Origin of the sequence: Streptomyces sp. H27-C3, from assembly GCF_030063415.1 — a bacterium.
Taxonomy (GTDB): Bacteria; Actinomycetota; Actinomycetes; order Streptomycetales; family Streptomycetaceae; genus Streptomyces.
Genome location: NZ_JASITA010000008.1, coordinates 144,513 through 169,517 on the forward strand (window position 1 = coordinate 144,513; position 25,005 = coordinate 169,517).

General features: G+C 70.5%; 21 protein-coding genes, 1 tRNA gene and 1 pseudogene. 13 read left to right on the forward strand and 10 right to left on the reverse strand.

The features are described from left to right. Positions 1-17 precede the first annotated feature (17 nt). Both QMK30_RS10355 and QMK30_RS10360 read right to left on the reverse strand, forming a co-directional pair. Entirely contained in the window at positions 18-644 is a 627-nt protein-coding gene (locus QMK30_RS10355; RefSeq protein WP_283517014.1) for a TetR/AcrR family transcriptional regulator, read from the reverse strand. Next, positions 641-2,161, reverse strand: a complete 1,521-nt coding sequence (locus tag QMK30_RS10360; RefSeq protein ID WP_283517016.1) for a 3-hydroxyacyl-CoA dehydrogenase — start codon at positions 2,159-2,161, stop codon at positions 641-643. The genes QMK30_RS10355 and QMK30_RS10360 overlap by 4 nt, the downstream gene beginning before the upstream one ends. Positions 2,162-2,285: 124 nt before the next feature. Between QMK30_RS10360 and paaN the strand changes: the two genes are divergently transcribed. After that, a complete protein-coding gene (paaN, locus tag QMK30_RS10365; protein ID WP_283517017.1) occupies positions 2,286-3,977 on the forward strand; it encodes a phenylacetic acid degradation protein PaaN in 1,692 nt (563 codons plus the stop codon). A gap of 473 nt (positions 3,978-4,450) precedes the next feature. Here the strand turns inward: paaN and QMK30_RS10370 are convergent, their stop codons facing one another. Genes QMK30_RS10370 through QMK30_RS10380 form a run of 3 tightly spaced genes read right to left on the reverse strand, consistent with a single transcriptional unit; the run spans position 4,451 to position 7,055 of the window. Next, entirely contained in the window at positions 4,451-5,146 is a 696-nt protein-coding gene (locus tag QMK30_RS10370) for a TrmH family RNA methyltransferase (protein WP_283517018.1), read from the reverse strand. Then, positions 5,143-6,324 carry an HTTM domain-containing protein gene (locus tag QMK30_RS10375; RefSeq protein WP_283517020.1) on the reverse strand — a complete coding sequence of 394 codons (1,182 nt, stop codon included), beginning with the start codon at positions 6,322-6,324 and terminating at the stop codon, positions 5,143-5,145. The genes QMK30_RS10370 and QMK30_RS10375 overlap by 4 nt, the downstream gene beginning before the upstream one ends. Then, the gene (locus QMK30_RS10380; RefSeq protein ID WP_283517022.1) at positions 6,321-7,055 is read right to left on the reverse strand and encodes a DUF5819 family protein; all 735 of its coding nucleotides are present in this window, start codon (positions 7,053-7,055) and stop codon (positions 6,321-6,323) included. The genes QMK30_RS10375 and QMK30_RS10380 overlap by 4 nt, the downstream gene beginning before the upstream one ends. Before the next feature lie 120 nt (positions 7,056-7,175). On the opposite strand from QMK30_RS10380, the gene paaA reads away from it, so the two are divergent. The 5 genes from paaA to QMK30_RS10405 are packed head-to-tail and all read left to right on the forward strand — an operon-like array spanning position 7,176 to position 10,874. Continuing rightward, positions 7,176-8,297, forward strand: a complete 1,122-nt coding sequence (gene paaA / locus QMK30_RS10385; RefSeq protein ID WP_283517024.1) for a 1,2-phenylacetyl-CoA epoxidase subunit PaaA — start codon at positions 7,176-7,178, stop codon at positions 8,295-8,297. Then, complete coding sequence (gene paaB, locus QMK30_RS10390) at positions 8,294-8,581, forward strand: 1,2-phenylacetyl-CoA epoxidase subunit PaaB (protein ID WP_283517026.1); 288 nt, start codon at positions 8,294-8,296, stop codon at positions 8,579-8,581. Before paaA ends, paaB begins: the two co-directional genes overlap by 4 nt. After that, positions 8,578-9,294, forward strand: a complete 717-nt coding sequence (gene paaC / locus QMK30_RS10395) for a 1,2-phenylacetyl-CoA epoxidase subunit PaaC (protein ID WP_283517028.1) — start codon at positions 8,578-8,580, stop codon at positions 9,292-9,294. Before paaB ends, paaC begins: the two co-directional genes overlap by 4 nt. Then, complete coding sequence (gene paaD / locus QMK30_RS10400) at positions 9,288-9,785, forward strand: 1,2-phenylacetyl-CoA epoxidase subunit PaaD (RefSeq protein WP_283517029.1); 498 nt, start codon at positions 9,288-9,290, stop codon at positions 9,783-9,785. Before paaC ends, paaD begins: the two co-directional genes overlap by 7 nt. Next, complete coding sequence (locus QMK30_RS10405) at positions 9,786-10,874, forward strand: 2Fe-2S iron-sulfur cluster-binding protein (protein WP_283517031.1); 1,089 nt, start codon at positions 9,786-9,788, stop codon at positions 10,872-10,874. 63 nt (positions 10,875-10,937) lie between these two features. On the opposite strand, the pseudogene QMK30_RS10410 reads toward QMK30_RS10405, so the two are convergent. Beyond that, positions 10,938-12,091 (reverse strand): annotated as a pseudogene (locus QMK30_RS10410) (GDSL-type esterase/lipase family protein). Positions 12,092-12,426: 335 nt separating this feature from the next. Here QMK30_RS10410 and QMK30_RS10415 point away from each other — a divergent pair. Then, positions 12,427-13,560, forward strand: coding sequence for an acyl-CoA dehydrogenase family protein (locus QMK30_RS10415; RefSeq protein ID WP_283517155.1), 1,134 nt, complete (start codon positions 12,427-12,429; stop codon positions 13,558-13,560). Positions 13,561-13,691: 131 nt separating this feature from the next. Here QMK30_RS10415 and QMK30_RS10420 read toward each other — a convergent pair whose 3' ends face one another. The 3 genes from QMK30_RS10420 to QMK30_RS10430 form a co-directional block, all read right to left on the reverse strand. Further along, complete coding sequence (locus tag QMK30_RS10420; protein ID WP_283517032.1) at positions 13,692-14,036, reverse strand: rhodanese-like domain-containing protein; 345 nt, start codon at positions 14,034-14,036, stop codon at positions 13,692-13,694. A gap of 102 nt (positions 14,037-14,138) precedes the next feature. After that, the gene (locus tag QMK30_RS10425) at positions 14,139-15,236 is read right to left on the reverse strand and encodes a J domain-containing protein (protein WP_283517033.1); all 1,098 of its coding nucleotides are present in this window, start codon (positions 15,234-15,236) and stop codon (positions 14,139-14,141) included. Between the two features lie 48 nt (positions 15,237-15,284). After that, a complete protein-coding gene (locus tag QMK30_RS10430; protein WP_283517035.1) occupies positions 15,285-16,724 on the reverse strand; it encodes a DUF2252 domain-containing protein in 1,440 nt (479 codons plus the stop codon). 322 nt (positions 16,725-17,046) lie between these two features. On the opposite strand from QMK30_RS10430, the gene QMK30_RS10435 reads away from it, so the two are divergent. Beyond that, complete coding sequence (locus QMK30_RS10435) at positions 17,047-17,580, forward strand: hypothetical protein (protein ID WP_283517037.1); 534 nt, start codon at positions 17,047-17,049, stop codon at positions 17,578-17,580. A gap of 1,015 nt (positions 17,581-18,595) precedes the next feature. Here the strand turns inward: QMK30_RS10435 and QMK30_RS10440 are convergent. Then, positions 18,596-18,678 (reverse strand) — tRNA-Leu (locus tag QMK30_RS10440). A 303-nt stretch (positions 18,679-18,981) separates the two neighbouring features. Between QMK30_RS10440 and QMK30_RS10445 the strand changes: the two genes are divergently transcribed. The 5 genes from QMK30_RS10445 (at position 18,982) to QMK30_RS10465 (ending at position 24,916) form a co-directional block, all read left to right on the forward strand. Continuing rightward, positions 18,982-19,866 carry an FHA domain-containing protein gene (locus QMK30_RS10445; protein WP_283517039.1) on the forward strand — a complete coding sequence of 295 codons (885 nt, stop codon included), beginning with the start codon at positions 18,982-18,984 and terminating at the stop codon, positions 19,864-19,866. 10 nt (positions 19,867-19,876) lie between these two features. Then, positions 19,877-20,386 (forward strand): FHA domain-containing protein FhaB/FipA, encoded by a 510-nt coding sequence (locus tag QMK30_RS10450; protein WP_283517040.1) that lies wholly within the window; start codon positions 19,877-19,879, stop codon positions 20,384-20,386. Positions 20,387-20,506: 120 nt separating this feature from the next. Continuing rightward, positions 20,507-22,021 (forward strand): PP2C family protein-serine/threonine phosphatase, encoded by a 1,515-nt coding sequence (locus tag QMK30_RS10455; RefSeq protein ID WP_283517156.1) that lies wholly within the window; start codon positions 20,507-20,509, stop codon positions 22,019-22,021. Positions 22,022-22,043: 22 nt separating this feature from the next. Next, the gene (locus QMK30_RS10460) at positions 22,044-23,456 is read left to right on the forward strand and encodes an FtsW/RodA/SpoVE family cell cycle protein (RefSeq protein ID WP_283517042.1); all 1,413 of its coding nucleotides are present in this window, start codon (positions 22,044-22,046) and stop codon (positions 23,454-23,456) included. Continuing rightward, a complete protein-coding gene (locus tag QMK30_RS10465; protein ID WP_283517048.1) occupies positions 23,453-24,916 on the forward strand; it encodes a peptidoglycan D,D-transpeptidase FtsI family protein in 1,464 nt (487 codons plus the stop codon). The genes QMK30_RS10460 and QMK30_RS10465 overlap by 4 nt, the downstream gene beginning before the upstream one ends. The last annotated feature ends 89 nt before the right edge of the window (positions 24,917-25,005 follow it).

A 25,005-nucleotide genomic window follows, 5' to 3' on the forward strand; every position in this document is an offset into this window, starting at 1 on the left:
CACCGGGCGCCGAGTGGTCAGCGGCTGGTCCGCAGCCCGTCGAAGGCCAGCCGTACGACCGTCTCCGCGAGCTGGTCGCCGCCGTCGGAGCCGTCCGGGTGGCCGGACTCGTCGGCGGTGCCGTCGGCCGACGGCGGCCGATACCACTCCACCAGGGAGTTCACCATCCCGAAGAGCAGCCGCGTCGCCAGCCGCATGTCCACATCGGCACGCAGGTCGCCGTCCGCGGCCGCCGCCTTCAGCAGATCGGCGACCCGCTGGTCGAATTCGCGGCGCCGCTCCAGCGCCCAGCGCTCCGCCTTGGTGTTGCCGCGGACGCGCAGCAGCAGCGTGACGTACGGCAGCTCGGCCATCAGCACCTCGACCGTACGACGGGTGACGTACTCCACCCGCTCGATCGCCTGCCCGCGCACCGCTCCCGGCTCGTCCAGAATGCCGAAGAGGCCGTCGAGTGCGCGGCTGACCGCGCGGCGCAGCAGTTCCTCCTTGCCCGACACGTGGTGGTAGATCGAGGACTTGGAGATGCCGGCGGCCCGGGAGAGGTGCTCCATGGATGTGCCGTCGTAACCGCGATCGTTGAACACCCGCACGGCGACGGTCAGGAGCGTCTCGGGGGTGTACGTGTCGCGCTTGGCGGTAGTCACGCGGAGGTCCCCTCCTGGGCGGAGAGCGGCTGGGCGAAGGACTGCTGGTAGAGCGCCAGGGAGGCCGCGTAGCGCCCGGTCGGGCAGCACTCGTGCAGATTCCCGAGCAGGTCGTACGCCCAGTCCTGGCCGAGCTCGCGGCCCCATTCGACCGGTCCGCGCGGGTAGTTGACGCCCAGCCGCATCGCGGTGTCGATGTCCTCGGGCGAGGCGACGCCCCTGGCGACGGCGTCGGCGGCGAGGTCGATCAGCATGGCGACGGTACGGGCGACGATCATGCCGGGTACGTCGCCGATGACGCTGACGTCCTTGCCGAGCTTCTGGAAGAGGCCGGTGGCCGCGTCGAGGGTCCGCGGCGAGGTGTCGGCGGAGGCGGCGAGCGCGATCCGGGTGGCGCCCCGGTAGTCGAGGGCGAGATCGAAGTAGACGACGTCCGTGTACTCCACGGAGGTCCGGCCGTCCGCCGGTACGAGCTGTCCCTCGCCCGGCAGCTCGATGTACGGGCCGCCCGTCTCGACGCGCTTCACGGCGATGCCCGCCTCCTCCATCATCGCGACGACCGCATCGGCGGGGCCGAGGTCCCCGACGACGGTGACCGATTCCGGGGCGCCCCGTTGCGGGGCGGTGTGCGGGGCGGCTTTCGTGGTTCCTTCGGCGTACGGGAACCAGCCGTGGCCCGACTTGCGGCCGAGCCGGCCCGACTGGACGAGGCGGCGCTGAGCGAGGGACGGGACGAACTTGGGGCTCTGGAAGAAGGAGTCCCAGACGGAGCGGGTGACAGCCTCGTTGACGTCCTGGCCGATCAGGTCGGTCAGCTCGAATGGACCCATTTTGAAGCCGCCGCACTCGCGCAGGACGGCGTCGATGGTGGCCGGGTCGGCGCCGCCCTCCTCGTACACCGCGAAGGCCTCGGCGTAGAAGGGGCGGGCGATGCGGTTGACGATGAAACCGGGGGTGTCCGCGCAGCGGACCGGGGTCTTGCCCCAGGCGGCTGCCGTCGCCCACGCACGCGTGGCGCTCGATTCGTCGGTCGCGAAGCCGCTGACGACCTCAACGAGGGGCAGCAGGGGCGCCGGGTTGAAGAAGTGCAGCCCGACGAACCGGCCGGGATTGCGCAGCGCGCCCGCGACGGCCGTGACGGAGAGGGACGAGGTGTTGGTGGCGAGCAGACAGCCGTCGGAGACGATCGCTTCGAGCGCCGCGAACAGCTCCTGCTTGACCGCGAGCTGCTCAACGATCGCCTCGACGACGAGCGCGGCGTCGGCCAGCTCGGCGAGGTCATCGGCGGGATGCAGCCGGGCGCGGGCCCCCTCGGCCTCCGCCACGTCGAGCCTGCCCTTCTCGACGAGCCGGTCCAGTCGCCGGGCGACGGCCTCTGCGGCCTCGCGCGCCCGCCCGGGGGCTGCGTCGTACACACGCACCGGGTGACCTGCGAGAAGAGCCACCTGGGCGATGCCCTGGCCCATGGTCCCTGTGCCGACGACGGCGACGGTGCGGGCTCGATCGATTGCTGTCATGACCCCGATCCTCCCGTACAAGTTATCCACAGGTTTACCGGGCCCTCTTGTCCCGACCGATCGTTCGGTTACTGTATCTCGTGTCCGCCTGTCCCTGCCCAGCTCGACGAGGAGTTGGTCCGCCATGGCCGCCGAACTCACCACATCCCAGCTGTCCGAGAAGCACCGGTCCACCCTCGACCAGGCGCTCGAAGTGATCCGCACACGCGCCTACTGGTCACCGCACCCCGAGCACCCCAAGGCGTACGGCGAGAACGGCAGCCTGAGCGCCGCCGATGGCCTTGCCGCGTTCCAGGCACTTCAGGGCAGCCGCTTCGAGCTCGACCAGCCCGGCACGGACGCCTGGACGGGCGCGGAAGTATCGCCCTACGGCCCGGCGCTCGGCATCGAATACCCGCACGCGGACCTCGACGTCCTGCTGCCCGCGATGCGCGCCGGCATGGGCGCGTGGCGGACGGCCGGGCCCGAGACCCGCGCCCTCGTCTGTATGGAGATCCTGGCGCGGATCAGCGCCCGTACGCACGAATTCGCGCACGCGGTCATGCACACCAGCGGCCAGGCCTTCATGATGGCGTTCCAGGCGGGCGGTCCGCACGCCCAGGACCGCGGCCTGGAGGCCGTGACGTACGCGTACGCCGAGCAGGTCCGCACCCCCGCCGACGCGGACTGGTCCAAGCCGCAGGGTAAGCGCGACCCGCTCGACCTGAAGAAGTCCTTCACCGCGGTCCCGCGCGGCATCGCGCTGCTGATCGGCTGCAACACCTTCCCGACGTGGAACGGCTACCCGGGCCTCTTCGCCTCCCTGGCCACCGGAAACCCGGTCCTGGTCAAGCCGCACCCGCGCGCCGTCCTGCCGCTGGCCCTCACGGTGCGGGTCGCCCGCGAGGTGCTGGCCGAGACGGGCTTCGACCCGAACCTGGTGGCGCTGGCCGCCGAGCAGCCGGGCGAGGGCATCGCCAAGACGCTGGCGGTCCGCCCCGAGATCAAGATCATTGACTACACCGGTTCCACCGCCTTCGGCGACTGGCTGGAAGCCAACGCCCGCCAGGCGCAGGTGTACACGGAGAAGGCCGGCGTCAACACGGTCGTCATCGACTCCACCGCCGACTACAAGGGCATGCTGTCCAACCTCGCCTTCTCGCTGTCCCTCTACAGCGGCCAGATGTGCACCACCCCGCAGAACCTGCTCATCCCCCGGGACGGCATCACGACGGACGCGGGAACGAAGTCGTACGACGAGGTGGTCGCGGACCTGGCGGCCTCGGTCGACGGCCTGCTCGGCGACGACGCCCGCGCGAACGCGCTGCTCGGCGCCCTGGTCAACCCGGATGTGAAGGCCCGCCTCGAAGCAGCCGCGAGCCTGGGCGAAGTCGCCCTGCCCTCGCGGGAGCTGACCAATCCGGAGTTCCCGGACGCGGTGGTCCGTACGCCCGTCATGGTCAAGTTCGACGGCGGCAAGACGGACGCCGACGCGGCCTATCTCTCCGAGTGCTTCGGCCCGGTCTCCTTCGCCGTCGCCATGGACTCCACGGCGGACGCCCTGGAGCTGCTGCGCCGCACGGTGCGGGAGAAGGGCGCGATGACGGTCGGCGCGTACACGACCTCACCGGAGACGGAGAGGGCGATCGAGGAAGTCTGCCTGGAGGAGTCCGCGCAGCTGTCCTTGAACCTGACGGGCGGGGTGTACGTCAACCAGACGGCGGCCTTCTCCGACTTCCACGGCTCGGGCGGCAACCCGGCGGCGAACGCGGCCCTCTGCGACGCGGCATTCGTGGCAAACCGCTTCCGAGTGGTGGAGGTCCGCAGGCAGGCGTAACGAGACGCCCTGCCCCGCACGCCGACCCGTTGCGCCCGTCCGACACAACAGCCGGACGGGCGCATCCGGCCGACCGATCCCCCGGCCCCCGCCCGGCCGCCCCGCCGGCGCATCCAGCGGAACCGGCCTCTCTCACCCACCCGCCATCCCCGGCCACCCGGCACCTCCGGCCAGCTGGCACATCCGCCCGCCCGACACATCCGGTCGGCCGAGCGCTTCCCGCTCACCCGGCCCCTCCGCCTACCCGGCCCCTCCGGTCGGCCGGCACCTCCAGCCCATCCAGCCCGTCCGGCGTTGGAGGACAAAAGGGGGCCTGAGGGCTTGCCCCCCAGTTTCGGGAAGGGGCGGGTGGGGGACAGCGCCGCAGGCACCCGCACCCACCCCCACGCACCCGCACCCCCCACGACGCCGACGCCGGCACCGGCACCGGCACCGGCACCGGCACCGGCACCGGCAAGGGGGCAACCGCCTACTCAGCCCCGCCCAGCCCCCGCGTCCCCAGAAATAACCGCATGCCGCTGCACCCACGCATGCATGGCGATCGCCGCCGCCGCCCCCGCATTGATCGACCGGGTCGAGCCGAACTGCGCGATCGAGCAGACCATCGCCGCGTGCTCCCGCGCTTCCTTGGTCAGCCCAGGACCCTCCTGCCCGAAGAGCAGCACGCACCGCCGCGGCAGTTCGGTCCGCTCCAGCGGTACGGACCCGGGGAGGTTGTCGATCCCGATGATCGGCAGTCCCTCGGCCGCCGCCCAGGCCGTCAGATCCTCCGTGCCGGGGTGGTGGCGCACATGCTGGTACCGGTCGGTGACCATCGCGCCCCGCCGGTTCCACCGCCGCCGCCCCACGATGTGGATCTCCTTCGCGAGGAAGGCGTTGGCAGTCCGTACGACAGAGCCGATATTGAAGTCGTGGCCCCAGTTCTCCACGGCCACATGGAAGTCGTGGCGCCGGGTGTCCAGGTCCTCGACGATCGCCTCGCGGCGCCAGTAGCGGTACGGGTCGACGACGTTGCGCCGGTCGCCGGCGGCCAGCAGCTCGGGGTCGTACCGCTCCCCCTCGGGCCACGGCCGCGGATGCGGGCCCACGCCGATCTCGGGCGCCGTGAAGCCCTCGTCGTACTGGATGGGTTCCGCATCAGGCCCGGGGCCTGGGATGTCGCTGCTCACCCGACGAGCGTACGGTCCACCTCCGCACCTTCAGAACGCTGCTCTGGCACCGGGTCGCCGCGCCGGGTCGCCGTCCGGAGCCGGTCGCGCCCCCGCGCCGCCCGGCCGCCGAGCCACAGCAGGAAGACCGTGGGCAGGAAGACCGCGTCGGCCGCGATCATCGCCAGCGAGAAGAAGGGCAGCCCCAGCAGCAGGGCGATGCCCGCATGCTCGGCGATCATGAGTGCGAGCAGGACGTTCTTGACCCGGCGGTTGAAGAGCGTGAAAGGGAAGGCGACCTGCACGATCACTGTCCCGTATGTCAGCAGCAGCACCATCACGCCGCTGGAGGCGAGCAGCCCGGAGAGCGAGGGCCAGGGGGAGAAGTAGTCGAGGTGCAGCGGGTAGTAGAGCGCGGTGCCGTCCTGCCAGCGCGAGCCCTGGATCTTGTACCAGCCCGCGGTCGCGTAGACCAGGCAGACCTCCGCCATGATCACGAAGAGGCCCGCGTTGTGCGCGAGGTTGGCGAACACGTCCAGCAGGGTGCGCGGCTCCCCCGGCGCGTAGCGGTTGACCGCCCACCACAGCCCGTGACCGGCCCACAGCGCCCAGAGGACGACCGCCCAGCCCCAGCTGAGCTCACCCATGAACGTGACCACGGCGAGGGCGAGGGCGAGGACAGCCCACAGAGCGGGGCCCACCCGGTCGACACCCTGCCGACCGGTGTCGGCCGCACGCCGCGCGTCCAGCGACCACACCTGCCCGCAGCGCGTGAACACCAGGTAGATGGCGATCAGATGGACGATGTTGTCGCCGCCGTCGCCCATGAAGATGCTGCGGTTCTGCAGCGAGAGCACACCGATCATGAAGAGCACCGACATGGTGCGGGTGCGCCAGCCGAGCATCAGCAGCAGGGCGGACAGGAGCGCGAGCGCGTAGACGAGCTCGAACCAGAGCGCGGTGTCCGACCACATCAACGCCGTGAAGGCGTGGTTGCCCGCTATCAACTGCTGGGCCATGTCCCAGCTCCACGGCCCGTCGGGTCCGTAGAGCTCCCGGCGGTGCGGGAGTTCGCTGAGCAGGAAGAGCAGCCAGGTGGCGGAGAAGCCGATCCGCACGACGGCGCTCTGGTACGGGCCGAGGGCGGTGGAGGTGACGCGCTGGACGGCGTCGCCGAGCGTGCGATTGAACGAGCTCACCCGGTCACCTCCGTATGCGCCCCGGCGGGCAGGTCCGCTTCGGTCACCGACCACCACGGGAGGATCCGGTGGGCCGGCTTGTTGTTGGCCCTCTCGTTGCTCCACGACGGGGGCTTCACCAGGGTCGTCTCGGACCTGACCTGGATCCGCGCGATCTTGCCGCCCACGTCCAGGTGCGCGAGGCGCAGCATCACAATGCGACGGATGTAGCGCTCGGAGAGCGCACCGCGCATGCCGTTCGCCTTGTTCGCGCTGTCGTGCGAGCCCGTGTAGAAGTCCCAGCCGCGGCGCAGTTCGTTCTGCACGGTGTGGCTCGGCAGCAGGTTGCCGCGGATCGCGGCGCCGTCCTGGGCCGAGAGATCAATCCACTCGGTGGTCCGCCACTCGCCCCCGGCGGTACGGACCTGGGCGCGCGCCTGCACGGCGATGTTCTGTTGGAGCGGATTGGGAGCGAAAAGCTTCCAGTTCTGTTCGAACTCGGGGTAGATCCAGTCGTCAACCAACTCACCGTTCCGCTTGCTGACGGTGTTGGCGGGCGCGACATGCAGGAAGACCATCCCGAGGTGCACACAGGCGAGCACACCAACGAGAGCCAGCGCCACAGCCGCCGCGACCTGGTACGGGAGGGACAGCGCGGCGATGCCGTTCGGTGCGTCGGAGCCTCGCGCGGTGTCCGGTGCGGGCCCGGGATCCTGCCCGGCGATCACGCCCCTGTCGTCGTACGAATCCATCCCGCCCCGATCCCCGAGATCCAGCAAGTTATCCACAGGGTTGACACCCTACGGGCCTCCGGCCGACCATTGAAGTCAGCGAACCGAACGATCGGTCGGTAGGGACGGAAGGGGGCTCGGATGGCCACAGCACCTGCGCACTGGACGGCGGCCGAGAAGACGGCAGGGAATCGGACGGCCGACAGCACCGCGGCGTACGAGGCGGCGTTCGACGCCGCCGTAGCCGCGGACGAGCGCATCGAGCCGCGCGACTGGATGCCGGACTCCTACCGGGCCTCGCTGGTCAGGCAAATGGCGCAGCACGCCCACTCCGAGATCATCGGCATGCAGCCGGAGGCCAACTGGATCACGCGCGCGCCCTCGCTGCGGCGCAAGGCGATCCTGATGGCGAAGGTGCAGGACGAGGCGGGGCACGGGCTGTATCTGTACAGCGCCGCCGAGACGCTGGGCACCAGCCGTGAGGAGCTGCTCGACAAGCTCCACTCCGGCCGCCAGAAATACTCGTCGATCTTCAATTACCCCACGCTGACCTGGGCCGATGTCGGCGCGATCGGCTGGCTCGTGGACGGCGCAGCAATCACGAACCAGGTGCCGATCTGCCGATGCTCGTACGGGCCCTACGCCCGCGCGATGGTCCGCATCTGCAAGGAGGAGTCCTTCCACCAGCGCCAGGGCTTCGAGCTGCTGCTCACCCTCAGCAACGGCACGCGGGCGCAGCACGAGATGGCGCAGGACGCGGTGGACCGCTGGTGGTGGCCGTCGCTGATGATGTTCGGCCCGCCGGACGACGAGTCGGCGCACTCGGCGCAGTCCATGGCCTGGAAGATCAAGCGGCATACCAACGACGATCTGCGCCAGCGCTTCGTCGACATCGCCGTCCCGCAGGCCGAGGCGCTCGGACTGACCCTCCCCGACCCGGACCTGAAATGGAACGAGGAGCGCGGGCACCACGACTTCGGCGCGATCGACTGGGCCGAGTTCCGGGACGTCCTCAAGGGAAACGGCCCGTGCAACGAGCAGCGGATCACCCAGCGCCGCCGGGCGCACGAAGAGGGCGCCTGGGTCCGGGATGCGGCATCCGCGTACGCAGCGAAGCACGATCCGCGCACCGCCCATCGGACCGCCGAGCACCGGACCGCAGCAGACGCAATAGCTGAGCACCGGACAGCAGCACACGGGACCACAGCGAGTGGGACCGCTGAGTACGGGACCACCGAGCAGCACGGGGAGGCACGGGCATGAGCAGCAACGACTGGCCGCTGTGGGAGGTCTTCGTACGCTCGCGCCGCGGGCTGTCCCACACGCACGCGGGAAGCCTGCACGCCCCGGACGCGGAGATGGCCCTGCGCAACGCCCGCGATCTGTACACCCGCCGGTCCGAAGGCGTCTCGCTGTGGGTGGTGCCGTCCTCGGCGATCATCGCGTCCTCCCCCGACGAGAAGGACCCGTTCTTCGAGCCGGCCGCCGACAAGGTCTACCGGCATCCGACGTTCTACGAGATCCCGGAAGGGGTGCAGCACCTGTGACCGCCGTACTCGCACCCGCGGCTCTCGCCCTGGGCGACGACGCCCTGACGCTGTCGCACCGGCTGGGGGAGTGGGCGGGCCACGCCCCGGCCCTGGAAGAGGACGTGGCGCTGGCCAACATCGCGCTCGACCTGCTGGGGCAGGCCCGGGTGCTGCTCACCCTCGTCGGCGACGAGGACGAGCTGGCGTACCTCCGCGAGGAGCGCGCCTTCCGCAACCTCCAGCTGGTCGAGCAGCCCAACGGCGACTTCGCGCACACCATCGCCCGCCAGCTCTACTTCTCCACCTACCAGCACCTGCTCTACGGGCAGTTGGCCTCCGGCGACGGAGTCTTCGCCCCGCTGGCGGCCAAGGCGGTCAAGGAAGTCGCCTACCACCGGGACCATGCCGAGCAGTGGACGTTGCGCCTCGGTGACGGCACCGCCGAGAGCCACCGGCGGATGCAGCAGGGCTGCGACGCGTTGTGGCGGTTCACCGGGGAGATGTTCCAGCCCGTCGAAGGCGTCGAAGCCGACTTCCAGGAGCTCCACACCGCCTGGCAGACCTCCGTCGCAGCTGTCCTGGAGCGGGCGACGCTGACCGTGCCCGACGGGCCGCAGAGCGGCGCCTGGGCGGCGGGAGCGGGCCGGCAGGGGCTGCACACTGAGTCGTTCGGGCGGATGCTCGCCGAGATGCAGCACCTGCACCGCAGCCACCCGGGGGCGTCATGGTGACCGCCACCGCCCTGGAGACGCGGCTGCGCGTGCTCGTCGGTGCCGTGCCCGACCCGGAGCTGCCGGTGATCACGCTGGAGGAGCTGGGTGTCCTGCGCACCCTGCATGTGTCGGGTCCCGGCCGGGTGGAGGTCGAGCTCACACCGACGTACACCGGCTGCCCCGCGATCGAGGCGATGTCCTCGGACATCGAGCGCGTCCTCCACGAGAACGGCATACCGGAGGTCTCGGTCGTCACGGTTCTGTCCCCGGCCTGGTCGACGGACGACATCAGTGCCGAGGGCCGGCGCAAGCTCGCCGAGTTCGGCATAGCCCCGCCGCGCCCGCAGCCCGTCGGCGGCGGCCCGGTGCCCCTCACCCTGTCGGTGCGTTGCCCGCACTGCGGGTCGACGGACACGGAGCTGCTCAGCCGGTTCTCCTCCACCGCGTGCAAGGCGCTGCGCCGCTGCGTGGCCTGCCGCGAGCCGTTCGACCACTTCAAGGAGCTGTAGATGTTCCACCCGCTGAGGGTCCGCGAGATCGAGCGGCTCACGGACGACTCGGTGGCCGTCACCCTGACCGTGCCACCCGAGCTCCGCGAGGCCTTCCGGCACACCCCGGGCCAGCACCTGGCGCTGCGCCGCGTCGTGGCCGGCGAGGAAATCCGGCGTACGTACTCGATCTGCGCACCGGCCACCGAGGAGCCGGCCGAGCCGGTGCTGCGGGTGGGCATCCGGCTGGTCGACGGCGGCGAGTTCTCGACGTACGCCCTCAAGGAGCTGGCCGTCGGCGACACCGTCGAGGCGATGGCCCCGATGGGCCGCTTCGTACTGGAGCCGCGCGCCGGGCACTTCGCGGCGATCGTCGGCGGCAGCGGCATCACACCGGTGCTGTCGATCGCGGCGACGCTGCTGGCGCGACAGCCGTCGGCCAGGTTCTGTCTGATCCGCAGCGACCGCACGGCGGCCTCGACGATGTTCCTGGAGGAGGTCGCCGACATCAAGGACCGGTTCCCCGACCGGTTCCAGCTGGTCACCGCGCTCTCCCGGGAGGAGCAGCAGTCCGGGCTGCCGTCCGGGCGGCTCGATCAGGAGCGGCTGGCCGGGCTGCTGCCCGCGCTGCTTCCGGTGGCGGACATCGACGGCTGGTTCCTGTGCGGGCCCTTCGGCCTCGTCCAGGGCGCCGAGCGGGCGCTGCGCGGCCTCGGGGTCGCCAGGGCCCGTATCCACGAGGAGATCTTCCACGTCGACGACGGCGCGGGCACCACAGGCGCCACGGCGGCCTCGACCGCCACCGGCATCATGCACACCGCCGCGCCACTCACCGCCGCGACCCTCACCGCCACACTCGACGGCCGGTCCGGCAACTGGCCGGTGCGGGAAGGAGAATCGCTCCTGGAGACGGTGCTGCGCAGCCGCGCGGACGCGCCGTACGCCTGCAAGGGCGGGGTGTGCGGGACCTGCCGGGCCTTCCTGGTCTCCGGCGAGGTGCGGATGGATCGCAACTACGCGCTGGAGCCCGAGGAGACCGAGGCGGGCTATGTCCTGGCCTGCCAGTCCCATCCGACCACCGCGGAAGTGGAGTTGGACTTCGACCGCTGAGCCGGCGCCGCTGCGCTTCCCCTCCGGCCCCGGCCATGACCGGGGCCGGACGAGGCGGGCGTGTCAGGGGCGGTAGGCGGCGGCGAACGGGCCGGCGGAGCCAAAGGCCAGCGCGGCGAAGCGTTCACCGATGCGGCGGTGGGTGGCGGCGTCCGGGTGGAGCTGGTCGGGCAGCGGCAGTTCGGCGAAGTCCGCCTCGCCGTAGAGGTCGCGGCCGTCGAGGTAGTGCAGGTTCGGGTCGTCGGCCGCCCGCTGCTTCACGAGGCGGGCCAGTTCGTCCCGGACGACGTTGAGGGTCAGCTTCCCGACGGCCCGTTCCGCGGGGTCGCCCGCCGCCTTGAACTGGATCCTTCCCGCGCTCAGATTGCTGAAGTCCGGGGCACTGGGGCCGGGGGTGTCCTCGTGGATGGGGCACAGGACGGGCGAGACGACCAGGAGCGGCGTGGTGGGGTGGCCCTCGCGAATGATGTCGAGGAAGCCGTGCACCCGGGGCCGAAGGCGCGTACGCGCATCAGGTCGGTGTTGACGAGGTTGATGCCGATCTTGACGCTGATCAGGTCCGCGGTGGTGTCGCGCAGGGCTCGGGCGGTGAACGGGTCGAGCAGGGCGCTGCCGGACAGGCCCAGATTGGTCAGCTCCACACCGCCGAGGGAACCGGCGAGCGCGGGCCAGGTCGTGCTGGGGCTCGCGGCGTCGGAGCCATGGCTGATCGAACTGCCGTGGTGCAGCCACTTCCTGCGGCCCCCGTCCGGCAGCGGATCGACGGGGGCGTCGGTGCGCAGCTCGACCAGCTGGGTGATCTCGTTGTACGGCAGCCAGATCTCGACGTCCTTGAGCCGGTCAGGCAGGCCGGAGAACCGGACGGTGCCGACCGGGCCGGGCTGGATTTCAGCGGACCCGGTGGTCATGTCCACCGTCAGGACATGGCCGCCGGTCACACCGGCCTGCCCGGCCAGCCGCCCGTCGACGAGCAGGTCGTACACGCCATCGGGGCGGGGCGGGGCGCCCACGTAGGCGTTCTTGGTGCGCAGAGCATCCAGCTCGACGGCAGTGGCCCGCGTGCGGAACGCGAGCCGTACGCCCGAGGGCTGGGCCTCGGCCATGGCCAGCTGCCCGTCGGCGCACTGCGCACGGGCCCGGGCCGGCAGTCGGTGCGGCAGCACCCCGTGCTCGGTGCGCTCCAGCTCCAGGGCGCCGCGCAGGAGGTCCGTGCTGATGGGCGTGGTGATCCAGTCCGTCGCACGGGCCGCCGTGGGGGCGCCGGGACGTCGTCAGGCAGGTCGTTCATGGTCGCATTCTGCCCTCCGGATACGTGGTCCGCACAATCATTTTCCGCGTGCGGACGAGGGGACAGGCCTTGCGGGGCCGACGGCAGGCTCACTGCGGAACCGACGGCAGGACCGCCGAGGGACCGACGACAGGACCACTGAGGACCGACGGCAATACCCCTGAGAGACCGGCTACAGCCTGCCCCATTCCCTTCTGCTAGAACGTGTTCTATCTTGACGCTCCGTCAGGTGTACGCGGTACCGGGGCGCGGGAGGGCATGGACGTGGATTTCACCTTCACCGAGGAGCAGCAGGCGGCCGTAGAGGCGGCGAAGGCGGTCTTCTCGGGCGTCGCGCCCGACGGCGTACCGAGCCCCGCACTCACCGCGGGCGCGGTGGCCGAGGATCTCGACCGCCCGCTGTGGGCCAAGCTCGCCGACTCCGACCTGCTGAGCCTGGTCCTGGGCACGGAGCACGGCGGAGCGGGCCTCGATCCCATCGCGCTCTGCCTGGTGCTGCGCGAGTCCGCGAAGGTGCTTGCCCGCGTACCGCTGCTGGAAACCAGCGCGGTCGCGATGGCCGTGGAGTATTTCGGCGACGCCGAGTTGAGCGCCGAGATCCTTCCCCCCGTCGGACGCGGCGAGTTGGTGCTGACGGTCGGCGCCAACGGCCGCACCGGCCACGACCCGGCCGAACTGGCCGTCACCGCACGGCGCGAGGGCGCCGACTGGGTGCTCGACGGCCTCCAGACCGGGGTTCCCTGGGCCCGGACCGCGGACCGTATCGCCGTGCCCGCGCACACCGGTGAGGGCCGCGCCGTGCTCGCCCTGATTCCCCGCGGCCAGGACGGCCTCACCTTCGCCGACCAGGTGTCCACCAGCGGCGAGCCCTTCGCGGAGGTCCACCTCGACGACGTACGGGTCACCGGTCGCGAGGTGATCGACGCCGAGGGCGCCTGGGAGTGGCTGCGCGACCTGCTCACCACCGGCACCTGCGCGCTCGCGCTGGGCCTCGGCGAGCGTGTGCTGACCATGACGAGCGAATACACCGGAAAGCGCGAGCAGTTCGGCTTCCCGGTCGCGACCTTCCAGGCCGTCGCCGTCCAGGCCGCCGACCGCTATATCGACCTGCGCGCCATGGAAGTCACCCTCTGGCAGGCGGCTTGGCGGCTGACCTCGGGAGCGAGCGGCGCCCTGCCCGTGTCCGGCGACATCGCCGTGGCGAAGATCTGGGCCTCCGAGGGCGTACGCCGCGTCGTACAGACCGCGCAGCATCTGCACGGCGGCTTCGGCGCGGACACCGACTACCCGTTGCACCGCTTCCACGCGTGGGCCAAACAGATCGAGCTGTCGCTCGGCCCGGCAGCGGCGCACGAGGAGGCGTTGGGCGACCTGCTGGCCGCCCACCCCCTCGGCTGATTCGGCCCAGCCGTCGCGGACCCGGCCACAATCCATCGGGCGGGGCCGGAGTCCTAAAGGCCCGGCGTCCTGTACTCCCTTGCGACCTCGGGGGCAGGCCGGGAGTCCCGGCGTCCTGTAGTCCCGAAGCCTCAGAGGACGAAGGCCGGGCTGCCGTTGTCGGTGACCATCGGGCGCCCGGCGCTGTCCCAGGCGAGCATCCCGCCGTCGATGTTCACCGCGTCGACACCCTGCTGCACCAAGTACTGCGTGACCTGCGCGGAGCGACCGCCGACCCGGCACATCACGTGCACCCGCCGGCCGTCCTCCGCGGCTTCGGTCAGCTCACCGAAGCGGCCGACGAAGTCACCCATCGGGATGTGCAGAGCGCCCTCGACGTGCCCGGCCGCCCATTCGTCGTTCTCCCGTACGTCCAGCACGAAGCCGTCGGACGGCACCTTCGCGGCGTCGACGGCGGGGAGCGGAGCGAAATTCATGGGTCATACCTTCTCTCGTACGTACACAGGGGCGTACCCGCGTACACGTACCCGTGCACGCGGTGATGAGTCCGGAACAGTCGCCCGTCCCGGCAACGCAACCTACTGCACCAGTTTGGCCAGGTCCTTCTCGCGCTCGGAGACCTGCGCGAGCAGTTGCTCGGCGATCTCCTCGAGCAGCCGGTCCGGATCGTCGGGCGCCATCCGCAGCATCGCGCCGATCGCGCTCTCCTCCAGCTCCTGAGCCATCAGGGACAGCAGCTCCTTGCGCCGCGAGAGCCACTCCAGCCGGGCGTAGAGCTCCTCGTTCTCGCTGGGCGGCTGCTCCGCGGGCACCGGTCCCGCGGCCCACTCCTCGCCGAGCTGCTTCAGCTGTGCCACGTCCCCGCGCCCGTAGGCGGCGTTGACCCGGGTGATGAACTCGTCCCTGCGCTCGCGCTCCGGCTCGTCCTGCGCCAGGTCCGGGTGCGCCTTGCGGGCCAGCTCGCGGTAGAGCTTGCGCGCCTCCTCGCTGGGCCTGACCCGCTTGGGCGGCTGCACGGCCTGGCCGGTGAGCATCGCGGAGGCCTCGGGCGAAAGACCGTCCGAGTCCATCCAGTCGTGGAACAGCTCCTCGACACCGGGCATCGGCATGACCAGCGCCCGCAGCTCGTCCGCCTTGCGCAGGTCATCCGGATCGCCGGAAAGGGCGGCCCTGGCCTCCGCGAGCTGCGCGTCCAGTTCGTCGAGGCGCGCGTACATGGGGCCGAGCTTCTGGTGGTGCAGCCGGGAGAAGTTCTCCACCTCGACGCGGAAGGTCTCCACCGCGATCTCGAACTCGATCAGCGCCTGCTCGGCGGCGCGCACGGCCTTCTCCAGCCGCGCCTCGGGCCGCTCCGCGTCGCCGGCCTGCCCGGCCACCCGCTCACCGGCGTGCTCACCAGTCACCTGCTCACCAGCCACACGCTCACCGGCCGTTTCGCCCACAGCCTCCGCATCCGCAGCCGGTGCAGGCGCAGCCTGCGCATCCGCTGCCGGCGCGTCCGCCGCGTACTCACCGGCTGCCCGCGCACCGGGTTCCCCGTCGGCCTCCTCGCCGATGGCCTGCCCAGCGGTTTCCCGCCCAACGGCCTGCTGTCCGGCGGCCCCCTGCTCGGCCGCCTGCCGGTCCTGTGCTTCGTCGTTTCGGGTCGTCGGCTCCCCGGGAGCTTCCTGCGTCACCCGTCCAGCGTACGGGCGTCCAGCGCCCCCGCGGTCACGCGCCCGCCTTCACACCCCCGGCTCGGCGGCTATCCGTCCGTCCTTGACCGCGGCCACCAGATCGGCGTGATCCTCTTCGGTCAGGTCCGCGTACGTCACGGCGAAGGCCGCCACCGCCTCGTCGAGCTCCTCGTTCTTCCCGCAATACCCGGCGAGCAGCCGGGGGTCCACGCTGTGCGCGTGCGCCCGCGCGAGGAGTGCGCCGGTCATCCGCCCGTAGTCGTCAATCTGGTCGGCCGCCAGCGCCGCCGGGTCCACGCTGCCCTTGCGGTTCCTGAACTGCCGCACCTGGAACGGCCGGCCGTCCACCGCCGTCCAGCCCAGCAGATTGTCGCTGACCACCTGCATCCGCTTCTGCCCGAGCACCACCCGGCGCCCCTCGTGCCCGGCCTTGGGCACCGCGAAGCCGGCCTTCGGCAGATACGGCGTCAACGCCGAGGCGCGCGCCTCCTTCACCTGGAGAATCAGCGGCTCGCCCAGGTGGTCGAGCAGCAGCACCACATACGACCGGGTCCCGACGCTGCCGGTGCCGACCACCCGGAACGCCACGTCCTGGATCGAGTACCGCGCGAGCAGCGGCAGCCGGTCCTCCGGGAGCGTCCTCAGATAGTCACCGAGCGACGCGGCCACCGCAGCCGCCTCCCCGTCCGGCACCCGCCGCAGCACCGGCGGCGCGGCGACGAAGCGCCTACCGCCGTCCGGGCCGTGCTCGGTCGCCTTGGCGGCGAAGCGCGCACTGGTGTTGTTGCGGGCCTTCTTCGAGACCTGCTCCAGGGTGCCGACCAGATCACGCGCGTCCGCGTGCGACACGAGCTTCTCGTCGGCGATCGCGTTCCACGCGTCCAGCACCGGCAGCCCGGCCAGCAGCCGCATCGTGCGCCGGTACGCGCCGACCGTGTCGAACGCCGCCTTCCGGCAGACGTCCTCGTCGGCCCCGGCCTGCCGCCCGGCCAGCACGAGCGAGGTCGCGAGCCGCTTCACGTCCCACTCCCACGGGCCGACGGCAGTCTCGTCGAAGTCGTTCAGGTCGATGACCAGATCGCCGCGCGCATCGCCGTACAGACCGAAGTTCGCCGCGTGGGCGTCACCGCAGATCTGCGCCCCCACCCCGGTGACGGGCGTACCCACCAGGTCGTGCGCCATCAGCCCGGCCGCACCCCGGAGAAAAGCGAAGGGGGAGGCGGTCATCCGCCCTATTCGTATCGGAGCCAGCTCGGGAACGCGGCCCCTGCTCGACTCCTCCACCGCCCGCACCGCGTCGGGGCGCTCGACCGCGAGCACCAGCGAATCGTGCGAGGACCGCGGCACCCGCGCCCGCAGCGCCCTGCCGTCCGCCTTGGGCGACGTGGCCCCCTGCGCGATACGCCGGGCGAAGCCCGGCACCACGGGAATCCGCCCGCCCCCAGCATCCGTGCGCTGTTCGGGCATCGCCGTCTCGAACTCAGCCATGGCGCGCCGCCTCCCCGCTCTCACACCACACCGGCCACCGGCCACCGAGCCGGCAACATCAACTGCTCACGACCGTACCGCCGCCCGCCGACACCCGTCGCCCCCTGTGGAAAACAGCCGGGCGCGGCCGGCCGAGAGCGTCACGGCCAGGTAGGTCTCGCGCGCGGTGGCGGCGGGCCCGGCCCGCACCTGCACTTCGAGATCCGCACCGGGCCGGCCTACGGTTCCGACATCAGCCCCATCCCCTATCTGCGGCGGCAGGGCGTGCGGATCTGACCCCGCCCCGCGGCCCCACCGCACGCGCACACCGATCGAGGTAATCGTGGACGACGACCCGGCCTACCGCCCCTGGGGCACCGTCACCCCCCTCTTCTGGGCCGGCGCCCCCACCGCGCCGGCGGCCGAGGTCCCCGCGCCGGTGCCCGAGGCCGTACGCGAGCGCCTGGCCGCCATCGCCGACGCGTCCGCCGCCGGAGACCCGGGCAAGGCCGGCACGCTGGCCCACCGGCTCGACGAGGAGATCACCGCCAAGTGCGGCGAGGTCCACCTGCACACCGTCCACATCCGCGAGGTCCGCGCCCACCTGGCCCATCTCGCGGGCGACGAAAGCACCGCCCTGGGCTGGTACTTGCACACAGCAAAGCTGCGCGCCGCCGTACAGGGACCCGATCACCCCGACACCGACCAGGCCACCCGGCGGGTCTACGGCCTGTGGATCGCGGTCCCCGACGCGGAGGCCCGCCGACTCGGCGCCGAACTCCTGGCCACGGTCTCCGACATCCATGGTCCGCAGGCACTGGTTGCGCGCCGCACACAGGCCAGGCTCGACTCGCTCGCCGCACCCGCAGGGCCCTGACACCACGCCAGTTCGCCAAGCCCGCCCCGACCCGGTCAGGTCGAGTCATAAATCCAGCTCAGCGATTACGACCTCACCCGCGATTGACAGTGGGAGAAGGAGCGACGTCTGGGGCCTTCGAATCCAAGGCGGAGGAGGGAGTGATGGCGGAGCCATCGCGACTGACGACAACGCCGGAGGCGGAGGTCCCAGGCGCCGCGACGCCGCTGCCAATCGTGGGTGAGGTCGTTAGCGCCCAGGCGGATGTGATGTACGTCACACATGCCGGTGACGTAGCGCACAGCGGGCCGGGGGCTCAGAAGTCGGAAATCCTCCCCGGCTGCCCGCGGACGCCCAGAAGCTCATCGCGGCAGCCGAGACCGCGGGCCGAGCGGGAGCACCGTCGGCCCTAGTTCCCCGAGGCCGTTCCCGACGAGTCGGTAACGACCTCGGGGGCAATGGAGCGTGGATCGGCGAGCGGCGTCCTGCGGCTTCGCGTCCTAGGCGGAGGAGGGAGGCGACGCGGAGCGTCGTCGACCGACGACAACGCCGGAGGCGGAGTCGCAGGGCGTCGGGAGCCCGCGCTATCGCCCCCGAGGTCGTAAGCCCCCTCAAAGCCTGCCCGCCGAGAAGTCCGACGGAGCCATCGGTATCGACGTCACCCCGATCCGCACGCTCCCGCGGGCCGCGGAGCAACCGGAGCAACAGCCCGAACTCGCGACCGAGCCGCACGTCGGCCGGTACGTTCGCGAAGGCGACCACCGCGACCCCGGCACCGCCCCCGGCGACCCTGATGAGGCCTCCGGCCACGACGGCGTTCTGCTCGCCGACGGCACCCCGGAACCGGAACCGATCGCCCTCCCCAGCCTCGCGATCGGCGTCGCACTCGACACCGCACCGACCGGCTCGGCAAGCAGGCCGGAACCCGGGGCGCGATCCGCTCTGACGAGACCTCAGCCGATCCGGGCAACGCGAAACGGGCCCCGGTGGGCGACTTTCGTCACCTGCCGAAACCCGTTTCGTCGGTTTCTCATTGTGCGCGAGGGGGGATTTGAACCCCCACGTCCCGAAGGACACTGGCACCTGAAGCCAGCGCGTCTGCCGTTCCGCCACTCGCGCAAAGTGACGCCGTTCGAATCTCTCACTGGTTTGTGCGAGCCCCTGACGACATGCAGAAGATTACCACGCTGGCGCGGGGTGATTCACGCCCGTTGTTTTGGGGGACCCGAGCAGGGAACGCCGCTAACGGTCCGCACCTCCTTCACGGTGCCGGGTGCGGGACACTGTCAGGAGGCCACCTCTACGATCCCTGTGAGAGGTGACACTCATCCACTGCCCAGACAAGGGGAACCAGCCGATTTCCCCACGCGTGGATACGATCAGTAAGCAGTACCAGGGCGACAACGACGGAGGAGGTGCCCCATGGGAGTCCTGAAGCGTTTTGAGCAGCGGCTCGAAGGCCTGGTCAACGGCACCTTCGCCAAGGTGTTCAAGTCCGAGGTCCAGCCCGTGGAGATCGCCGGCGCCCTCCAGCGCGAGTGCGACAACAACGCCACGATCTGGAACCGCGAGCGGACCGTCGTCCCCAACGACTTCATCGTCGAGCTGTCCACCCCGGACTACGAGCGCCTCAGCCCGTACTCGGGGCAGCTCGGTGACGAGCTGTCCGGCCTGGTCCGCGACTACGCGAAGCAGCAGCGCTACACCTTCATGGGCCCCATCAAGGTCCATCTGGAGAAGGCAGAAGACCTCGACACCGGTCTCTACCGCGTACGCAGCCGCACTCTCGCAGCGAGTACGTCGCAGTCCCCCGGCCAGCAGAGCCCGGCCGCCGGCCCGCCGGCCGGCGCGGCACCCGCCGCGCCCAGGGGCGGCGGCTACGGCTACCCGCCTTCGGCGTCGCCGGGAGCGCCCCCGATGCCCGCGGCCCCACCGTCGTCCCAGGGCGCCAGGCCCGGCCCGGCGGCCGCACGCCCGGCAGGACAGAGCCCCGGCGCACCGGGTCCCGGCCCGATGCCGGGCGCCCAGACGCGCCGCTGGATCGAGATCAATGGCACACGCCACCAGATCTCCCGTCCGACCCTGGTGATGGGCCGCAGCACCGACGCCGACGTGCGGATCGACGACCCCGGCGTATCGCGCCAGCACTGTGAGATCCGGACCGGAACGCCCTCGACGATCCAGGATCTCGGTTCCACCAACGGCATCGTGGTAGACGGACAGCACACCACCCGCGCTACGCTCCGCGACGGCTCGCGGATCGTCGTGGGCAGTACGACCATCGTTTATCGGCAAGCCGAAGGGTGAAGCGGGGGCAATGTCAGAGCTGACCCTGACGGTCATGCGGCTAGGTTTCCTGGCTGTTCTGTGGCTGTTTGTGATTGTGGCCGTCCAGGTCATCCGAAGCGACCTGTTCGGTACGCGCGTTACGCAGCGCGGCTCACGCCGCTCCGCGAACGCCGACCAACGGCCGCCGCAGACCGGACGCCAGCAGGCTGCGGCCACACCGCCGCAGCAGCGCCAACGCCGTGGCGCACCCACCAAACTGGTGGTCTCCGAAGGAACCCTCACCGGAACGACGGTGGCACTCCAGGGGCAGACCATCACCCTGGGACGGGCACACGATTCGACGATCGTGCTGGACGACGACTACGCGTCGAGTCGGCATGCCAGGATCTACCCGGACCGTGACGGCCAGTGGATCGTCGAGGATCTCGGGTCCACCAACGGCACGTACTTGGACCGGACCCGACTCACCACCCCGACACCGATTTCGCTGGGCGCGCCGATCCGCATCGGCAAGACCGTCATCGAGCTGCGGAAGTAGTACGACAATGAGCGAGCGGAGCGAGCGAGTCGCGGCGGTCCCACCAACGGACCCCCGCAGGCTTCCGACCGGAGGGTGGGCACCGTGCGGATGTACCCGGAGCCGACGGGCGAGGTGCGCATGAGTCTGTCACTGCGCTTCGCCGCCGGATCGCACAAGGGCATGATCCGGGAGGGCAACGAGGACTCCGGCTACGCCGGTCCGCGCCTTCTCGCCATTGCCGACGGGATGGGCGGCCAGGCCGCCGGCGAGGTCGCGAGCTCCGAGGTGATTTCCACCCTGGTCCAGCTCGACGACGACGTACCCGGGTCGGACATCCTGACCTCGCTCGGCACCGCCGTGCAGCGCGCCAACGACCAGTTGCGCGTCATGGTCGAGGAGGACCCCCAGCTGGAGGGCATGGGCACCACGCTCACCGCCCTGCTGTGGACGGGTCAGCGCCTCGGCCTCGTACACGTCGGCGACTCGCGCGCCTACCTGTTGCGGGACGGCGTACTGACGCAGATCACCCAGGACCACACGTGGGTGCAGCGTCTCGTCGACGAGGGCCGCATCACCGAGGAAGAGGCCACCACCCACCCGCAGCGCTCCTTGCTGATGCGCGCGCTGGGCAGCGGTGACCATGTCGAGCCCGATCTCTCCATCCGTGAGGTCCGGGCCGGCGACCGCTATCTGATCTGCTCCGACGGGCTGTCGGGGGTGGTCTCCCACCAGACGATGGAGGAGACGCTCTCCGACTACCAAGGCCCGCAGGAGACCATCCAGGCGCTCATCCAGTTCGCCCTGCGCGGCGGCGGCCCCGACAACATCACCTGCATCGTCGCGGACGTCCTCGACGTCGACGGCAACGACACCCTGGCCGGTCAGCTCAATGACACCCCGGTCATCGTCGGCGCGGTCGCCGAGAACCAGCTCGCGCTGAACGCCGCCGACGACGCGGCCGCCATGCAGACCCCCGCGGGCCGTGCGGCGGGTCTCGGCCGGCCCGTGCCGCACCCGCCCGCGCCGGGCAGCTTCGGCCCGCCAGGCAGCGGCGAAGGCGACAGCTACGGCGCGGCCCCCGACGGGAGCTTCGGCGCGTACGGCGACGAGGACTTCGTCAAGCCGCGCACCGGCCGCAGGTGGTTCAAGAGATCTCTCTACATCGTGCTCGCGCTCGCCGTCGTCGGCGGCGGTCTGTACGGCGGCTACCGCTGGACGCAGACGCAGTACTACGTCGGCGCCAACGAGGAGCACGTCGCGCTCTACCGGGGCATCAGCCAGGACTTGGCGTGGGTCTCGCTCTCGAAGATCGAGAAGGACCACCCCGAGATCGAACTCAAATACCTCCCGCCCTACCAGCGCAAGCAGGTCGAGGCGACCATCACCGAGGGCAGCCTCCCCGACGCCCGCGAAAAGGTGACGGAACTGGGTGCCCAGGCGTCCGCGTGCAAGAAGGACGAGGAGCGCCGCCAGGCCGAGCGGGAGAGCAAGCCGCCCGTCGGTGAGGGCGAAGCGGGTGGCGCCACCGGCTCCACTCCCACCACACAGGCCAACAAGTCCAAGAAGATTCCGACGGCGACAGCAACGCCCACTCCGGGCCCCAGCCTCTCCGAGGACGATCTGAAGCTGGTCTCGCAGTGCGGTAAGCCGTAAAGCCGTAGGGGGCCTTACCACCATGAGCGTTGTCACCAACACGACCACCATCGGCGCGATCGAAGCGCCGAGCCGGCGCAATACCGAGCTCGCCATGCTCGTGTTCGCCGTCATCATCCCGGTCTTCGCGTACGCCAATGTCGGCCTCGCCAAGGACGGCACGCTGCCGACCGGCATGCTCGGCTACGGGCTGGGCCTCGGCCTGCTCGCGGGCGTCGCGCACCTGACGGTGCGTAAATTCGCCCCGTACGCCGACCCGTTGATGCTGCCCCTGGCCACTCTGCTCAACGGCCTCGGCCTGGTGCTGATCTGGCGTCTCGACCAGGAGCCGGGGATCACCACCGCGGCGCTCGGCGGCGCGATGGCACCCAAGCAGATGATCTGGTCGACGGTCGGTGTCGCCCTGTTCCTGGGCGTGCTGCTGTTCCTGAAGGACCACCGTGTCCTGCAGCGGTACACGTACATCTCGATGGTCGTGGCCCTCGTTCTGCTGATCCTGCCGATGTTCTTCCCGGCGAAGTTCGGCGCACGCATCTGGATCACCATCCCCGGCGTGGGTTCGCTCCAGCCCGCCGAGTTCGCGAAGATCATCATTGCGATCTTCTTCGCGGGCTATCTGATGGTCAAACGCGACGCGCTCGCCCTGGCCAGCCGCCGCTTCATGGGCATGTACCTGCCCCGCGGCCGTGACCTCGGGCCGATCCTCGCCATCTGGGCCATCAGCCTGATGATCCTGATCTTCGAGACCGACCTGGGCACCTCGCTGCTCTTCTTCGGCCTCTTCGTGATCATGCTGTACGTGGCCACCGAGCGCACCAGTTGGGTCGTCTTCGGCCTCACCCTCAGCGCCGCGGGCGCCGTCGGCGTCGCCTCCTTCGCCAGCCACGTGCAGTCCCGCGTCGAAAACTGGCTCAACCCCCTGAAGACCGTCTGCAACGGCAACGAGTGCGGACTGGTCACCGAGACCGCCCAGGCCATGTACTCCTTCGGCTCCGGCGGCCTCTTCGGCTCCGGACTCGGCCAGGGCTACTCCCGCCTCATCGGCGGCATCGCCCCCAAGAGCGACTACATCCTCGCCACCGTCGGCGAGGAACTGGGTCTGGCCGGGCTGATGGCGATCATCCTGGTGTACGGGCTGCTCATCGAGCGCGGTGTCCGCACGGCGCTCGCCGCCCGCGACCCCTTCGGCAAGCTCCTCGCCATCGGGCTCTCCGGCGCCTTCGCCCTCCAGGTCTTCGTCGTCGCCGGCGGCGTCACCGGCGTCATCCCGCTGACCGGTATGACCATGCCGTTCCTCGCACAGGGCGGCTCCTCCGTCATCGCCAACTGGGCACTCGTCGCCATCCTGCTGCGCATCAGCGACACCGCGCGCAGGCCCGCCCCCGCCCCCGCCCCGTCCTCCGACGCCGAGATGACCCAGGTGGTCCGCCCGTGAACAAGCCCCTGCGCCGGGTCGCGATCTTCTGCGGCCTGCTCGTCCTCGCCCTGCTCGTCCGAGTCAACTGGATCCAGTACGTCAAGGCCGACGAGCTCTCCAAGGCCTCCGACAACCGCCGGGTCCTGATCGACCGTTACGCCCACAAGCGCGGCGACATCATCGTCGACGGCAAGGCGATCACCGGGTCCAAGGAGTCCCCGCGCGGCGACTTCAAGTTCCAGCGGACCTACAAGGACGGCCCGATGTGGGCGCCCGTCACCGGCTTCACCTCGCAGGCGATGGGCTCCAACCAGATCGAGTCGATCGAGGACAGCATCCTCACCGGCACCGACGACCGCCTCTTCATCGACCGCACGCTGTCGATGTTCACCGGGGACAAGAAGCAGGGCGGCAACGTCGTCACCACCCTCAAGGGCGCCGCGCAGAAGGCCGCCTTCAAGGGGCTCGGCAACCGCAAGGGCGCCGTCGCGGCCATCGACCCGCGCAGCGGCGCGATCCTCGCTCTGGCCAGCGCCCCCTCGTACGACCCGTCGCTCGTCGCCGGAAGCACCGACCAGGACACCGCGAACTGGCAGAAGTACGAGAAGGACCCGGACAAGCCCACCGCGAACCGGGCGCTGCGCGAGACCTACCCGCCCGGCTCCACCTTCAAGGTGGTCACCGCCGCCGCGGCCCTGGAGCACGGCCTCATCGACGACATCGACGAGAAGACCGACTCGCCGCTGCCCTGGCGGCTGCCGCTGTCCACCAAGAACCTCCCCAACGAGGGCAACATCCCCTGCAAGGACGCGTCCCTGCGCAACGCGCTGCGGGTGTCCTGCAACACCGTCTTCGGCAAGGTCGGCGCCGACCTCGGCAACGAGAAGATGCTGGAGACAGTCGAGAAGTTCGGCTTCAACAAGGAGCAGTTCGTCCCCGTACGCTCCAGCGCCAGCGTCTTCTCCCAGAAGATGGACGGCGCGCAGACCGCGCTCTCCTCCATCGGCCAGTTCAACACGGCGACCACCCCGCTCCAGATGGCCATGGTGACCTCCGCGATCGCCAATGACGGCAAGCTGATGAAGCCGTACATGATCGATCAGCTCACCGACCCCAACCTGGACGTCCTGGAGAAGACCAACCCCACGGAGATGAGCCAGCCGCTCTCCGGGGACAACGCGCAGAAGCTCCAGGAAATGATGGAGACCGTCGTCAAGGACGGCACCGGCTCCAGGGCGCAGATCGACGGAGCCACCGTCGGCGGCAAGACCGGTACCGCCCAGCACGGCGTCGACAACAGCGAGAAGCCGTACGCCTGGTTCATCTCGTACGCGAAGACCGGGAACGGCGAATCGCCCGTGGCCGTGGCCGTCGTCGTCGAGGACGACAACGCCAACCGTGAGGACATCTCGGGTGGCGGTCTCGCCGCCCCGATCGCCAAGAGCGTGATGCAGGCGGTTCTGGACGACAAGAAGTGACGCCGGTCACGCTGACGGCCCGTATGCCCATGTGGGGGTACCGGTCGGGTATCAGCTGACCGTCGCGGGCCGATCAGGTGCGGAGTGCC